The sequence below is a fragment of the Guptibacillus hwajinpoensis genome, from assembly GCF_005144865.1.
In the GTDB taxonomy this organism is placed as follows: domain Bacteria; phylum Bacillota; class Bacilli; order Bacillales; family Guptibacillaceae; genus Guptibacillus; species Guptibacillus hwajinpoensis_A.
The window spans coordinates 835,629-851,503 of record NZ_SWFM01000001.1 but is presented as its reverse complement, the minus strand read 5'-3'; the positions used below and the strand labels follow the sequence as shown (position 1 = coordinate 851,503).

Sequence of the window (15,875 nt, the reverse complement as noted above, 5' to 3'; positions counted from 1 at the left end):
TTAACTCGCTATAACAACAATGTCTACGAAAAAGCCAAATAAAAAGATGAAAGCCCGGCATTTATACGCCGGGCTTTTCCTATTTCTCTAAATAGGTAATAGTGCTTCCTTTACCTATGATCGCTTTCTCTGCATATCCAATAAATAAACCATTATCAACAACGCCAGGAATCTGATTGATTCGATCGTGTAAGGTGGAGGGATAAGGTATACTCTCAAATGCGCAATCTACGATATAATTTCCGTTATCGGTTAAGTATACCGAATTGTTTTGCTTACGTAATAAAGGTTGACAGCCCATTTCACGTAAAACTTCCAGGGTTTTTTGATGACTGAATGGTACAACCTCTACAGGTAAAGGGAACCTTCCGAGTTCTGACACAACCTTGCTTGAATCTGCCACAACAATCATATGTGTAGAGTGGTAGGCAATAATTTTCTCGCGCAACAATGCACCGCCTCCACCTTTAATTAATGTGAGCTCATCGTTCAATTCGTCAGCGCCGTCAATTGTTAAATCAATTGATGTAACTTCTTCTAAGGGAATTAGCGAAATGCCATGCTCTTGCGCAAGTTTTTCAGTTTCTTTGGAAGTAGGAACTCCTTTTATGGATAAGCCATTCTGAACCATCTCAGCAATTTTGAGTATCGTCCAATAGACCGTACTGCCTGTCCCAAGCCCAACAACCATTCCATCCTGAATATAACTCGCAGCTTTTTCGCCTGCTAATTGTTTTTCATTCATTATTCAACTCTCCTTTAATCAAGCTATCAGCATAGATTGGATTGAATTTATTTCATCTCTTTCCACCATATATAAAAACTGGACAAATTGAAAGTCGAAATGATACCCCTTAGTTGCTAATCTTTGCACGGTGCTCTAGAAAGACGTATAATGCATACTGTTAGGCTGTTCACATGTGAGTAACCTGATTAAGGGTGTGCATACTATTAGAAGCGTATGTTTCTCATTATGGTATACTTTTTCAGTGGCAGTCGTGGTTTAGAGAATTAAAGTACAAGAGCTGGAGGGAATAAGATGTCAAAACAACAAATAGGTGTGATTGGATTAGCCGTTATGGGGAAAAACCTTGCGATGAATATCGAGAGTCGCGGCTATTCAGTCTCCGTCTATAACCGTTCTGAAGAAAAAACTAAAGAAATGATGTCTGAAGTTGAAGGACGAAACTTTCAGGATACATATAGCATTGAGGAGTTCGTTCAATCACTTGAAACACCAAGAAAGATTTTGCTAATGGTTAAAGCAGGCATGCCGACTGATGCAACAATCGATCAGTTATTGCCACACCTTGATAAGGATGACATTATCATTGATGGTGGTAATGCATTCTTTAGAGACACACAAAAACGGAGCGATGATTTGAAAGAAAAAGGTATTCGCTTTATCGGTACTGGCGTGTCTGGTGGGGAAGAAGGCGCACTTAACGGTCCTTCTATTATGCCTGGCGGACAGCCAGATGCCTTCAGTGAAGTAGAAGATATCTTTAAAGCTATTGCAGCAAAAGTAGACGGAGATCCATGTACAACTTATATTGGTCCAGACGGTGCTGGGCACTATGTGAAAATGGTGCATAACGGTATTGAATATGGCGATATGCAGCTAATCGGTGAAGCTTATTACATGATGAAGAATGTATTAGGTCTTTCAACTGACGAGCTTCATGAAGTATTTAAGGAATGGAATAAAGGGGAGCTTGATAGCTACCTTATTGAAATTACAGCTGATATCTTTACGAAGAAGGATCCTGAAACAGGTAAAGCACTTGTTGATGTTATCCTTGATACAGCTGGTCAAAAAGGTACTGGTAAATGGACGAGCCAGAGTGCGCTCGATCTAGGTGTACCTCTTTCAATTATCACAGAGTCTGTTTTCTCACGCTTCATTTCAGCAATGAAAGAAGAACGTGTGAAAGCAAGTAAGCTTCTTGCGGGACCTGATGTACCAGCATTTGATGGTAACAAAGATGAATTAATCGAGAAAATCCGTAAAGCTCTTTACTTGAGCAAGATTTGCTCTTATGCTCAAGGCTTCGCACAAATGCGTTCTGCTTCTGATGAGTATGATTGGAATCTTGATTACGGCTCAATCGCGATGATTTTCCGCGGAGGTTGCATTATCCGTGCAGGCTTCCTTCAAAATATTAAAGAAGCATATGACCGCGAGCCTGGCTTAACAAACCTTCTTCTAGATCCTTACTTCAAGGAAATCGTTGAATCTTATCAAAGTGCTGCTCGTGATATCGTATCCCTTGCTGTACAGCGCGGAATTCCTGTTCCTGGTCTTGCTAGCGCAATTGCTTACTATGATAGCTATCGTAGCGAAACACTTCCTGCAAACCTTCTACAAGCGCAACGTGACTATTTCGGTGCTCATACGTATCAGCGTATTGACCGCGAAGGTGTCTTCCACACAGAATGGCTTGAAGATTAATTAATCTAGAAACCGCCCACTTCTCAACCTTAACTGGTGAAGAGGTGGGCGGTTTTGGGTATATAAAAATAAAAAGCCGGGGTAATCCCCCGGCTTTTTACTATGCTTCTTTTAATCCATCAAATAGAAGTACGCGAGCAGGCGATGCATCTGTTCCCTGCAGCTTCAATGGTGCAGCCACCATGAAATATTGACCAGCAGCTACATCCTCTAAACGAAGGCCTTCCATAATAATGACGTCTTTCTCGAAAAGAGAGCGGTGGGTAGGGTGCTCTGGCTGACTACGTTCAATACCAAGACCATCGACACCAACTCCACGGATGTTTCGTTCGGCAAGATAACGTGCTGCATCTTCTCCAACGAATACGAAATCGAAATTAAACTCTTCTTCAAATGAGTTTTGGGATTTGAAAAGAATGAAATCTCCTTCTTGGATATCCTCAGACTCAATGTCTTTGTCAGAAATAGCACCTTTTACGTTCGTTACATCAATTACTTTAGCCTGTCCGACAAGGTCTTCCATGTTAATGGTTTCAAACGTTGCACCATCATTCATCATGTGAAGCGGAGCGTCAACATGTGTACCTGTATGGACATCAAGTGAAAGACGAGACTCTGTTACATGTCCATTTGTCTTTGTAGTGATTTCAGGTTGTTTCTCTTCTTTGTTTTTGTATACAGCCATTCCGTTATAAATGGGTGCGCTAACATCATACATTTTCATTTTTATGCACTTCCTTTCAAATGGAATAAAGATGATAAAGAAAGATACGTGTTTCACGTATCTTTCTTTAATTGTTATACATTGATTGTTTTACTCTTTCGAAGACCACCAGTGTAGGTTGTCTTTCTCTAGAAGCTTATCAGCTGCTTCAGGCCCCATAGATCCAGCAGGATAGTTAGGGAAGTCTTGCTCTTTTTCATTTGCCCATGCGACTGAAATTGGGTCGATGAACTGCCATGAGAGAGCTACTTCATCCCAGCGCGCAAAGTTTGTAGCGTCACCTTTCATAACGTCATGAAGAAGACGTTCATAGGCTTCAGGAGAGTTCATATTGTTTTTCTGTTTGTTGTTAAAATTCAACTCAATTGGTGTTGTTTTACGCATATCGCCAGTGTCCTTAACATTCAGGTGTAGTGTAATTCCCTCTTCAGGTTGAATGTGAACCTCAAGAATATTTGGTCCAAGCTTGCCACTTTCATTTTTGTAAAGATTCATTGGCATGTCTTTGAACTCAATTAGAATATTAGTGGTTTTGTTAGTCATTCTTTTACCGGTTCTAATATAGAATGGAACGCCTGCCCAGCGGAAGTTATCAATCATTAGCTTCGCTGCAACAAAGGTTTCCGTATTCGAGGCTTCATCTACATTATCTTCTTCTCGGTAACCAGGAAGTGTTTCACCATTCCCTTCGCCCTGTTTGTACTGACCGCGAACGAAGTAATCATTTACTTCTGCTGTGCTAACTGCACGAAGAGCGCGTAGTACTTTTACTTTCTCACCACGAATTTCTTCTGTAGTAAGGCTACCAGGTGGTTCCATAGCAAGTAGCGAAACCATTTGTAACATATGGTTTTGAACCATATCCCTTAGTGCGCCAGACTTTTCATAGTATCCGCCTCTTGTTTCTACACCAACTGTTTCACTTGAGGTAATCTGGATATTTGATATATAACGGTTATTCCAGAGTGGCTCAAATAGTGAATTAGCAAAACGGATAGCCTCGATATTTTGCACCATTTCTTTACCAAGATAATGGTCAATACGATAGATTTCCTCTTCAGAAAACACCTGACGAATTTCATCATTAAGCTTCTGAGCAGATGGGAAATCGTGTCCGAATGGTTTCTCAATAACTAGTCGGTTGAAACCATTACCTTCAAGCAATCCTTCAGAATCAAGATTAAGTGCAATTGTTCCAAAGAATTCAGGAGCCATTGCCATGTAGAAAATGCGATTTCCAGGAATATCAAATTGCTCATCAAGAGATTCAGTTAATCCCTTAAGGTCTTGATAAGACTCCTTCTTCGTAACATCAAAAGGCTGATAGAAGAAGTGACTACTAAATTCTTTGTGCTTGTCATCTTTATCCATGCACGCTGTGTGAACAACAGCATCATGAACATTAGAACGGAATTCTTCATTAGAAAGCTGTCTGCGAGCTACGCCAACAACAGCGAAATCTTCTGCTAACACACCTTTACAATAGAGGTTATATAGCGATGGGAAAAGCTTGCGTTTTGCAAGATCTCCTGTAGCTCCAAATATAACGATAACAGAAGCCTGTTTTGATGGTTGATTCATCTTTGTGACCTCACTTTTTCTTTATTGCTGCTCCATAGGGAACGTGTTGGGCGGAACAGTAAAATTCCCTGTCGTTCTTCATGCTTACAAAGCAAATATGTAACCAAATCAAAGCATGATAGATCCTAGCATATGTTGCTAGGATGGTCTGAACCTTGTTTAGACCAATAATAATAAACGTTGATCCTGCAACAATTCTGTTAACAGGTTCCCAAGTAAAAATTTTATAGCTTTTTGGCACTAAAATCAAATTGTGAGATTGAGAAACGAAGAGCAATTTGACTTTTCGTGATATTAATTCATATCTGTAAGCGATACCACTACTGTAGCTTCGGGATCAAAGTAGTTTTCATATTATTAATTCAAAACGAATGGTTAATGAATAAAACGACGAATATACTAGGTGTGTAGGTAATAAACGACTGAGAGGTGAGGAGATTGATTCATCGAAAAGTGGTTATTTACTTGTTCCTTGGATTGTTAATAGGTTGTGGCCAAGCAGAAGATCAACCTATAACTGATCCTAATCCACCTCGTGTGACATTTGATGAAGAAATTCTCGTCATGGAGAAAGCATATGACGTAATGAGAGCTATACAAAATAGAAAAATGACTGATCTTGCACAATTTGTTCATCCGCAAAAGGGTGTTTTGTTCTCTCCCTATGCGACAGTTGATAGTAAGCGAGCGCAAGTGTTCATGCCTGTTCAGGTGAAGGGTCTTTTAACTAACAAAAAGCAGATAGAATGGGGAACAGAAGCAGGTAAGGGTGATCCTATCCGTTTATCACCAGATGATTACTTCAAAACGTATGTATATGATGTTGATTTCATTGAAACTGACTTTGTAACTTATAATGGATACTATAAGGAAACCAATAGTATTCAAAACATAACAGAAGCATTCCCTGAAAGTAATTATATTGAGTTTTTTGTGCCAGGCTCAGAAGAGTACGAAGGGATGGACTGGAAGAGTTTAAAACTTGTTTTTACAGATTATGAAGGTGAACCATACTTGGCTGGAGTTGTGCATGATCAATGGACACCATAGCTAACCTGTGAACAAAACGTGTCACATATGAGAATTTTAATAAACGGATGTGTCTCATTGGTTGCTCAATTAGAGAATCTTTCTTATTCTTAATAGGTAGATTATTGTATAAGGAGAAGAATGTCATGACTGATGTGAAACAACGAAATTATACACCTTGGATTGTCGGCCTTTCCATTGCCGTTAACGTACTAGTAGTAATCTTATTCTTTCTACCTGAGTATAGTGGGGACGTAGGTTTTGACATAACGTTACTTCCGCTGCTTAATGCTGTATTTAATAGCTTTACGTTTGTTTTTCTTGTAGCCGCTCTTATTTTTATTAAACAGAAAAATATTAAGTTGCATAAGCGATTTATTTTTGCCGCATTTACAACTACCGCATTATTCCTAGTTTCTTACGTGACATACCATGGTCTCTCAGAATCAACTTCATTTGGAGGAGATGGAATAATTCGATCGATTTATTTCTTTATCCTTATCTCCCATATAATCTTGGCTGCTGCTATTGTGCCACTAGCTCTCATTACTGTTACACGCGGGCTTAACATGCAAGTAGCAAAGCACCGTAAGATTGCAAGATGGACGATGCCTATCTGGCTGTATGTAAGCTTAACTGGCGTAGTAGTATATTTAATGATTTCTCCTTACTATTAGAACTATTTATTGTGAAAGAGGCTGGGACATAAGTAAATAACCATGAGAAAGACCCGAACAATTCATTTGAATCAGTTCGGGTCTTTCGTAATTTACAGATAGGAAACAACCGCTTCGCCAACATACTTCGCTTTCCGCGGGCACGGCCTCAGTCTCCTCAGAAAGCAAAAAACGCTTTCCTGCGGGGTCTTCGGACTCGTGCTGTTCCCGCAGGAGTCTACGTATGTTGGCTACGCTAAGGTCTTACTCTTAACATTCAAAATTCGCGATTTCCTTCATGTATTTTAGTTTTGTCCCAGACTCTTTTTTTGTATCTTAAAAGCAGATACTCCTATTGTATCCAGGTATAATGAAAAATTTTTTAGGAAAAGTAACGTTGAGAGGCATTGCTTGTGGAATATGAAAGCATCTTATGCTACTTTTGATAGTGAACGCATTATATAGGAGGTAACAAAATGAGTGTACATATTGGAGCAAAACAAGGCGATATTGCCGAAACAATTCTACTACCGGGAGATCCGCTACGTGCGAAGTTTATTGCTGAGACGTTTCTAGAAGACGTTGTTTGCTATAACGAAGTAAGAGGGATGCTCGGCTATACAGGTACATACAAAGGTGAAAGAATTTCAGTACAAGGAACTGGTATGGGTGTTCCATCAATCTCTATTTATGTAAATGAGTTGATCCAAAGTTACGGAGTTAAGAATTTAATCCGAGTTGGAACTTGCGGAGCATTAAAGAAGGAAGTAAAAGTAAGAGACGTTATTCTTGCAATGAGCGCAACATCTGATTCGGGTGTTAATCGTCTTCAATTTAATGGCATGGACTTCGCTCCAACAGCAGATTTCAATTTGCTTAAGAGCGCGTACGATGTTGCAACAGAGAAAGAAATGAACGTCCACGTAGGGAATGTCTTTACGAGTGATTCATTCTACCGTGACAATCCAGAAATATTCCAGCAGTTAGCTGACTATCAGGTGCTTGGAGTCGAAATGGAAACTTCAGCTCTATACACAATCGCTGCTAAGTATGGTGTGAATGCGTTAACTGTTCTTACAGTGAGTGACCACATTGTGACTGGTGAGGAAACAACTTCTGAAGAGCGTCAGTCTACATTTAAAGAAATGATGGTCATTGCTCTTGAAGCAGCGCTTAAACAGAATTAATTTGCCTTAGGCTCAAAAAAAGGAAACAGGTGTTTTTTACCTGTTTCCTTTTTTTGTTTGCCTGATGGAATAAATGAACACTATCCTTCAAAAGCTAACCTTATCAGAACGTTGGAGGCTGCTGTTATGATAAGGCGAAAACCAAAAAAGTTAATCAAGAAACTAAAGGAATTAAATGATCAACAGCAAAGTGAGCCATCGTTAGATTTATCATTGTATGAACAAGTTGTTAACGAATTAGAAGGTTGCTCTGATAGTGAGGACGTTTTTTTTCCGGAACATCACGTCCACTTCGTTTTCTTTAATCATTTAGTGGATACAGATCGCTTTAAGGCGGAAATACTGGATCCTTTTTATCATGTGCATAAAGAAGAGTTGGACTCTTTATTAAATCGATCTTTCTATAAGCCAGTAACCGAATTGAAAAAAATAATAGAAGGCGTTCTAGATGGTCAGGTTGCCATTTTTAATCAAGAACGAGTTTTTCTTGTGAATGTAGCTGGTCCAGAGAAACGTAATATTCAACCTTCCGAAACAGAAACGACTATTACAGGTCCTCATGAAGGGTTTATAGAGAGTGGGGAAACGAATCTTTCAATGATTCGAAGGAGAGTGAAAACCAGTCGACTTAAGGTAAATAAGCTCCCTGTTGGAGAAGTAACAAAGACGAATGCGTACTTACTGTACATTAAAGGAATTGCGAATGAGGAACTTGTATCAGAATTAACAGATCGTATTGAAAGAATTGAAATTGATGCAGTTTACGATGCTCATATGCTCTCTCAGCTTATCGAAGATCAACCAAATTCCTTATTTCCCCAATTCATTGCCAGAGAAAGGCCAGATTCGATTGCAGCAGGACTTGTTGAAGGTAAAATTATTATCTTACTCGAAGGAAGTCCTGCCGTTATTATCGCTCCTTCTAGTTTCTTTGATTTCTTTGAGACTGGAGACGATTATTATCAAAGATGGCTTACAGGGACAGCTACCAGATTACTGCGGTTTGGGGCTTTTATAATCACGATTGCTTTTACAGCATTGTATGTTTCAGTGACTAGTTATCATTACGAGATGATACCTGAATCACTTCTCACAACTCTTGCAGTATCGAGGGGTAAAGTACCCTTTGATCCTATATATGAAGCGTTGTTAATGGAGATCACGATTGAATTTCTTAGGGAAGCTGGTGCGAGACTACCAACGAAGGTTGGACAAACGATCGGTATTGTTGGTGGTATCGTTATTGGTCAAGCTGCTGTACAAGCGGGGATTACGAGCAATGTGTTAATTATTGTTGTTGCGATCTCTGCTATCGCCTCTTTCGTTGTTCCGAGCTATATTATGAGTGCAAGTATTAGACTAGCGAGATTTGGTCTTATATTGCTTGCGGGATTGCTCGGTAATTTAGGAATTGTTATTGGTCTTACAATCATTGTGATTCATTTAAGTAGCTTAACAAGCGTAGGGGCTCCTTATCTGGCACCGTTATCACCATTTTTTCCTTCAGATTGGAAAGACTTCCTGTTAAGGGCACCTTACAAAATGATGAAGTCGAGACCGACAATTTCAAGAAGTCCGAAAAAAAGAAAGCTAAAGGAATGACTATGGGGGTATTCTGATGTTTGAGAAAATTGCACCTTTTCACCTTGCTATCCTCATATATATGATTCAATCAGGCGTTACATTTTTTAAATTACCAAGAATGTTAGCCGTTAACTTTGGGACGAACGGTTGGTTAATGGTTGTTATCGTCTCTTTCATTGTAATGATTAATCTTCTACTCATTTCGCTCGTTATACGATTTAGAGTAGGGGAGAACGTTTTTGAGATAATGGAAGGATTAATTTCAGTAAAATGGATGGCGCCGTTTTATTTGCTTCTAGCATTAACTTGGTCCTTACTTTCAATCCTCGTTGGAAAGGATTTCATTTCAATAACTCAGGTCCTAAGCTTTCAAAATACAAATTCAACATCGCTATTCGTTATTCTTATGGTATTAGTTTTTTATCTTGGAATGAAAGATATCTACACCATTTCTAAGGCAACGAATATCTTCTTTATCTTAACCATAGGGATTTTCTTTCTGATTATTTATCATATTCCATACACATCCTTAGAGAGGTTAACTCCTTTTATTTTTAAAGAAGGGAAAAATACGATTGAAGGTATAGTCCAATTGTATACGGCGTTCTTAGGTTTTGAAATCGTGTTATTTCTTTTTCCGTACGTTGATCAATCAAAGCCGAAATGGTTTCGCAGTGTGTATTATGGCCACTTTTTAACTACGGTTGTGTATTCGGTAACATGCTTTGTATCCTACCTTTTCTTTTCGCTGAATCAATTGAAGATCACTAGTTATCCAGTACTAAATTTAATTGCATATATTGAAATTGAGCTTATTGAGCGAATTGAGACCTTTGTTTTTAATCTGTTTCTAATAAAAATACTTGTGACCTTAGTGCTGTATTTGTGGGCATCTAGTCTTTTGCTTGAAAGAGTCATACCTGCACTATCAAGAAAGCAATCAGTTGCCATATTGATTATTACTAGCATGCTAATCACACTAAACGTTGATGTAATGTCTGAAATAGCGGACTGGCTTCTTGTGGTTGGATTTGTGGCAGCAGCCCTTGCTATTGGATTGCCCATCATTTTACTTATTGTTATAGGAATTCGAACTTATAGGGGAGATCACCGTGCGTAATTTAAAACTTTTAGTTATTGTATTTTCTTTAATCTTTCTACTCCTAGGGTGCAATGATCAAAAAATTATAGAAAACTTGGGATTCATGAGCGTGATGTGTTTCGATAAAGCGTCTGATTCAGATGAAGAGAAAATGCTTGTCACTTCAACATTTCCTAGTTTTTCGGACGAGTCAACTAGTACAGAAATTAAACTTGATACAGTTGCTTATTCTAAGAAAGAAGCAGAAAAACAATTATCTGCTAAAACGGAGCAGCAAATTGTTAATGGTCAAATACGTTCACTGATTTTTGGGGAAGAGTTTGCTTCTGACGGAATTAATCGTATTATACAATCAGTTGAGCGAGATCGAGAGATTGGCTCTCAAGTAAAAGTAGTGGTCGCTGAAGGAGAAGCAAGTGCTATTCTTGAAAGTATTCCAATTGAAAGTACAGGTAACTATGTAGATAAAATGTTGAAAAAAGATACGGACAAATTTACGATTCCCTATGCAGATATTCACCATTTTTCTAGGGACTTACTAGACGATGGTATCGATCCAGTAGTTCCATTAATCGGTGTAGAAGGTAAAGACGTTGTTGTAAAGGGATCAGCGCTTTTTCGTGGTGATCAGTATGTTGGAAATTTAACGATTCCAGAATCTAAAATTTTGTTGTTACTTATTGGTAAAGTGAAAAGTAGTGATCTTGTTGTGAAGATTCCTCAAGAATCTGGCTATCGTAATTTTTTCTTTTCATACAATCATAGCAAGCCAAAAGTAAACGTTAAAAAAAATGGAGCCGGTATTAAAGAGATTCGTATCCATGTCACAATGGAAGGAGCCCTATTAGAGGATACAGGGTCACATATAAAAGGTGATTCTCCAACTAATTATAAGGAAGTAGAAAAATTAATAGATCGTCATTTAACTAATGAGGCAGCTAAATTAATTGAAATACTGAAAGAAAAACAGGCAGACAGCCTCGGCGTTAGTCGTATTGTTCGGAATTCAGTAAGTTATGGGCAATGGAAGAGCATGAAAGAAGAGGACCTTCTTGAGAAGGTCCCAGTTAATATTAGCTTTAATGTAGTCGTTCGTGATAATGGAATGCTTCAATAATTAGTACGAAATACCAACTCGCTTATTTATGTGACTATTGCTCAGTAGTGTTTGGTAAACAAACTCAGCCGTGTCTCCTACTGAAATTTCACGTCCGTCCTCAGGAAGAACATCCTCACTTATCCTATATTCTCCTTTAGGAGCGCCGTCTGGTAAATAGGTTGGGCAAATAATGGTCCAATCTAGTTCGCTTGCAGCGAGATTTTTATAAACTGACAAGTGCTCTTCTGCGGCACGTGTTGTTTTTCTTTTTGATTCTGACGACTCGAATCTATACAAATCTGGTTCAGTACGACTATTTAATATCCCTGCAGTGCCAACCGTTATAATCCGTTTAACCTGATGTTTCTCCATAGCATGAATGAGCATAGGTGTGCTTTCAGATAATGTGGTCGTTTTATCAGTACTAAGAGCGCTAACAATAACATCAACACCTTGAACGGCTTTATCTAGATTGCTCTCATTGAGCACGTCCCCTTCAATAACTGTTACATTTTCGCTTACTTCGAGCTGTTCTGGTGATCTCACCAGAACCTTCACATCATGCTGATCTGCAACTGCGAGTTTGAGAATGTCACTTCCCACTCTCCCAGTCGCTCCTAAAAGTAAAATACGCATGTGTCATTCCTCCTTTATCGTCCAAATTCATTTTAGAAAATAGGGCGCTTTTATGCAACTAACTGTACTCTATTAAAAGAATAGGTTAGCTTTCTACAACCCAAATTCACAATTTTTCACAATTGATTTGTTATAATCTACATATTAAAGTCAGAATTTTTGTTAAAATACACATAGCGTATTAGAGTCAGACTAGTATAATTATTCTTAAAACAGAAAGAGGAGAGGAGAATAAGAGATGAAATCAGCACTTTATAATAGGTTAGATGAGCTATATCCTGACATGGTTGACCTTAGGAGGGACTTACATAGAAATCCCGAACTATCCTTTGAAGAAGTTCGTACACCCCAGTTGATTGCAGATTTCTATGATGAACTTGGTATGAAGGTTAGAACAGAAGTAGGAGGAAGAGGAGTTGTAGCCGTTCTTGAAGGAGCGCTTCCTGGTAAAACAGTCGCTTTACGCGCTGACTTCGATGCACTACCAATTAATGATAAGAAAGACGTATCTTATAAATCTACAGTTCCAGGTGTAATGCACGCTTGTGGACATGACGGGCATACATCAACGTTATTGTTTCTAGCAAAGGCTTTGCATGAACAGAAAGAGAAAATTTCTGGGAAAGTCGTTTTCATTCATCAGTTTGCTGAAGAGATTACGCCTGGTGGAGCAAAGCCAATGATCGAAGACGGATGCCTTGACGGCGTTGACGTACTGTTTGGAACGCATCTATGGTCAGGCTTTCCGACAGGAACGATTGCTTATAAAACTGGTAGGTTTATGGCAGCAGCTGATTCCTTTGAAATTGTTATTAAAGGCAAGGGAGGTCATGGAGGGATTCCACACGAGGCAATTGATTCGATAGTTATCGCAAGCGGGCTAGTTACGAACCTTCAACAAATCGTAAGTCGCTTTGTGAATCCATCTAGAACAGCAGTCGTTTCAATTGGTTCGTTTCATGCAGGATCTGCTTTTAACGTTCTATCAGAAACAGCCACATTAAAAGGTACAGTTCGAACGTTTGATATGGAAGTGCGCGAAAAGATCATTACACTAATGGAACAAATGATTAAAGGAGCTTGCGTATCTGCTGGGGCGGACTATTCTTTCAACTATCAAAGAGGCTATCCTCCAGTAGTAAATCATGAGAAAGAAACGATGATGCTAAAAGATGCTGCTAAAAAAGTAGAATGTGTAAAAGATGTAGTCGAGACAGAAGCTTTAATGGTCGGTGAAGATGTTGCTTATTATCTGCAAAAAGTTCCAGGCACTTTCTTCCTAACGGGATCTGGAAACGAGAAAAGACAATCTACCTATCCTCATCATCACCAAATGTTTGATATCGATGAAGAAGCGATGTTAATTGCAGCAAAAACACTTGGAGAAGCTACATTGTCCTATTTAGAGCAATCCAGTCAATCACTGTCAGAAGCAGAAGAAGTTAATCGATAATAGCGAGAAGGAGCGAAATAAATGGCGAAAGGTTTACTGGAGAATGAAGCAGAACTAAGCAAGCGGCAGCTACACCTGCTAATGCAAGTTTCGACTATATTTAACTCTTCGTTAGACTTTTATTCTGTGATTCAATCAGTGATTGAAGAAGCTGTTTCGGCGATTGATGCTGCAGATGGAGGAGTGCTCTTTCTATATGACCCTAAAAGTAAAGGACTTAAAGTAGCGGCTTCCACGGGCTTTCGCAAAAAATCCGTTATCGAAGTGATGCTAAAGTCAGGTGAGTCCATGACAGGGATGGCTTATGAACAAGAAAAAACAATCCATTTTCGAACAAGCGAAGAAGTAGCTAATGCGATGAGTACAATGAGTGATCAGAATGCTGTGTTGTATCAACAATCTGCTAAGGAACGGCCGATGAGCACGATATGTATTCCAATTATCCAGGACTCCACTTGTACAGGAGTAATCGTGCTTGATCGTTTTAAACAAGAAAAACCATTTACAGAGGATGATATCCGGCTAGTAGAGGCGATATCTTCCCAGGCAGCTATTGCCCTCGAGAATGCCGATTTATATCGAAACAAAGAGATTTCTCTTGAAAAAGTGCAGCGGTTTAATCAAACGATTATTCATCAGAATGAGGGTTTATCTAAATCTGTAGAAACACATCAAGCCTTATCTGACATAGGGATGGATGAGAGTTCTTTTCAGGAAATATGCTCCTACTTAGCGAATGCTATTGGTAAAGCAGTCGTGGTATTTGATCCATTTGGTGATGTGAAGGCTTCGAGTACAGAAGAGTTGGAGAACAGGAAACTACTCAAGCATACTATTACTAATCATATTTATTCAAAGCATGGTAAGGGAAATGAGAATGAGAAGGAACAGGCTATTGTAGGGTTAGAAGGGGAGTTTCTGCTATTCCCGTTAGGAAGATTAACATTCCCACTCGGTTATCTTGCCATTATAACGGATAAGCTTTCTCTTACTAGATTTGAACATTCTGCAGTGTATCATGCTTGTACTGTAGCAGGTCTCCAATTAATGAAGAAGGAATCTGAGCACAAGGAACAGCAGCGTTTAACAAGTGAGTTACTTATTAATGTTTTATCAGAACAAGAGGATGATTCAGATTTAAGCTATGTTTCGAATCGCTTGCATACAAGTATGGATGGTTATTTCACAGCTGCTGTTCTTGATGTGCCGCAGGAATATAGTGAAGAGCAAGAAGAATGGTTACGCAGATGTATTCACTCTGCTATAAGCCACTTACTAACGAATAATGGTGACATAAAGGTGCTTGTAACAGAATGGGGGAGGCAAGTAGTCTTACTCTTCCATAATAGCTACAGGGATGGGATTGAATCATCCATTATCACGGTTAACCGTTTAATGAATGATTTCAATCATTTAATCGAGGGAATATCTGAAGAGAAAGTTTGTCGGATCGGTATCGGAAAACCAGTTAAAGGTATACGTGCGCTACATCAATCTTTTGAAGAAGCGAAGAAAACGATAAAATTTCTGAAACGTTTTACCTTTGCAGGATCCACATCATGGTATGAAGAACTTGGTGCGTTGCGCTTACTATTAAATAACAAAGAAGACGAGCTTGCTAATTATGCGTTTGAATACCTTTCTCCTCTCCTTGCTTATGAGAAGAGACGTAAAGGTGAATTATTCCAAACGCTATTCGTCTATTTATCGACAGGTCAGGATTTGAAAAATGCTTCTGAACAACTACACGTTCATGTGAACACAATGAACTATCGGATCCAACGCATTCAGGAAATCATGAATATGGATTTTAATGACCCTACGGATCTACTGAATATACAGGTTGCTTGTAACATCTATCGCTATTTATATGAGGCCTAGTTATTCATCATCAGTTTGCAGATACGGGCGTAATTTACGAACGTATCTTCGAATATCAAATAGAAGTTTTGTCTGCATCTTCTTATCAGGCACAAATTTTTGAATGTGTGATATCGAAGGGAATGAGCCGTGTTCATTAAATTGAACCGGTAATGTACCTTGTTGAATAAGTTCACCTGATTCACGATTAATGATTTCCACTTCTACTTCTGCTTCATATGTATCAGGTATGTGGTGGTTGTATAGACGATGGACTTGTTGAACTTTGAATAGAATTTGTGGCATGTGTACTCCTCCTTCACTCTTTAATACCCAGATTAGCGGAAAGTTAGCCTTTCTAATTGTTTAATGTAGCCTGTTATGAACAGGCTGCTTGTTATTATCTGTTGCTTCACAAGAAAATTTAAAGTGTTTGTAAAATGTGGAAGGAATAAGCTGTAGACTGTCAAATAGTATTAGGGATATGAATAATCATATTTTTACATCGAAAT

The 15,875-nt window shown here is 38.8% G+C and carries 14 protein-coding genes; 9 read left to right on the top strand and 5 right to left on the bottom strand.

All coding sequences use genetic code 11. The features are described from left to right. Positions 1-79: 79 nt before the first annotated feature. Positions 80-745 carry a ribose-5-phosphate isomerase RpiA gene (gene rpiA, locus FBF83_RS04255; protein ID WP_136945871.1) on the bottom strand — a complete coding sequence of 222 codons (666 nt, stop codon included), beginning with the start codon at positions 743-745 and terminating at the stop codon, positions 80-82. Between the two features lie 294 nt (positions 746-1,039). Between rpiA and gndA the strand changes: the two genes are divergently transcribed. Next, a complete protein-coding gene (gndA, locus tag FBF83_RS04250; protein ID WP_136945870.1) occupies positions 1,040-2,452 on the top strand; it encodes an NADP-dependent phosphogluconate dehydrogenase in 1,413 nt (470 codons plus the stop codon). Between the two features lie 100 nt (positions 2,453-2,552). On the opposite strand, the gene FBF83_RS04245 is transcribed toward gndA, so the two are convergent. Continuing rightward, positions 2,553-3,176 (bottom strand): cyclase family protein, encoded by a 624-nt coding sequence (locus FBF83_RS04245; RefSeq protein WP_136945869.1) that lies wholly within the window; start codon positions 3,174-3,176, stop codon positions 2,553-2,555. A gap of 90 nt (positions 3,177-3,266) precedes the next feature. Then, positions 3,267-4,757, bottom strand: coding sequence for a glucose-6-phosphate dehydrogenase (gene zwf / locus FBF83_RS04240; RefSeq protein WP_136945868.1), 1,491 nt, complete (start codon positions 4,755-4,757; stop codon positions 3,267-3,269). Positions 4,758-5,195: 438 nt separating this feature from the next. Here zwf and FBF83_RS04235 point away from each other — a divergent pair, with 438 nt between their 5' ends. The 6 genes from FBF83_RS04235 to FBF83_RS04210 all read left to right on the top strand — a co-directional run bounded on the left by FBF83_RS04235 (position 5,196) and on the right by FBF83_RS04210 (position 11,432). Further along, positions 5,196-5,807, top strand: a complete 612-nt coding sequence (locus tag FBF83_RS04235; RefSeq protein ID WP_136945867.1) for a hypothetical protein — start codon at positions 5,196-5,198, stop codon at positions 5,805-5,807. Positions 5,808-5,932: 125 nt separating this feature from the next. Continuing rightward, the gene (locus tag FBF83_RS04230; RefSeq protein WP_136945866.1) at positions 5,933-6,463 is read left to right on the top strand and encodes a DUF420 domain-containing protein; all 531 of its coding nucleotides are present in this window, start codon (positions 5,933-5,935) and stop codon (positions 6,461-6,463) included. A gap of 455 nt (positions 6,464-6,918) precedes the next feature. Further along, entirely contained in the window at positions 6,919-7,629 is a 711-nt protein-coding gene (gene deoD, locus FBF83_RS04225; protein WP_136945865.1) for a purine-nucleoside phosphorylase, read from the top strand. A gap of 126 nt (positions 7,630-7,755) precedes the next feature. Beyond that, complete coding sequence (locus FBF83_RS04220) at positions 7,756-9,231, top strand: spore germination protein (protein WP_136945864.1); 1,476 nt, start codon at positions 7,756-7,758, stop codon at positions 9,229-9,231. Positions 9,232-9,247: 16 nt separating this feature from the next. Further along, positions 9,248-10,333: a GerAB/ArcD/ProY family transporter gene (locus FBF83_RS04215; protein WP_136945863.1), complete on the top strand. Its 1,086-nt coding sequence runs from the start codon at positions 9,248-9,250 to the stop codon at positions 10,331-10,333. Further along, entirely contained in the window at positions 10,326-11,432 is a 1,107-nt protein-coding gene (locus FBF83_RS04210) for a Ger(x)C family spore germination protein (RefSeq protein WP_169525169.1), read from the top strand. The genes FBF83_RS04215 and FBF83_RS04210 overlap by 8 nt, the downstream gene beginning before the upstream one ends. Here the strand turns inward: FBF83_RS04210 and FBF83_RS04205 are convergent, their stop codons facing one another. After that, a complete protein-coding gene (locus tag FBF83_RS04205) occupies positions 11,433-12,050 on the bottom strand; it encodes an NAD(P)-dependent oxidoreductase (RefSeq protein WP_136945861.1) in 618 nt (205 codons plus the stop codon). Positions 12,051-12,288: 238 nt separating this feature from the next. On the opposite strand from FBF83_RS04205, the gene FBF83_RS04200 reads away from it, so the two are divergent. Next, positions 12,289-13,503: an amidohydrolase gene (locus tag FBF83_RS04200; RefSeq protein ID WP_136945860.1), complete on the top strand. Its 1,215-nt coding sequence runs from the start codon at positions 12,289-12,291 to the stop codon at positions 13,501-13,503. A gap of 21 nt (positions 13,504-13,524) precedes the next feature. Beyond that, complete coding sequence (locus tag FBF83_RS04195; protein ID WP_136945859.1) at positions 13,525-15,384, top strand: helix-turn-helix domain-containing protein; 1,860 nt, start codon at positions 13,525-13,527, stop codon at positions 15,382-15,384. Here the strand turns inward: FBF83_RS04195 and FBF83_RS04190 are convergent, their stop codons facing one another. Beyond that, positions 15,385-15,669, bottom strand: a complete 285-nt coding sequence (locus FBF83_RS04190) for a hypothetical protein (protein WP_136945858.1) — start codon at positions 15,667-15,669, stop codon at positions 15,385-15,387. Between the last annotated feature and the right edge of the window lie 206 nt (positions 15,670-15,875).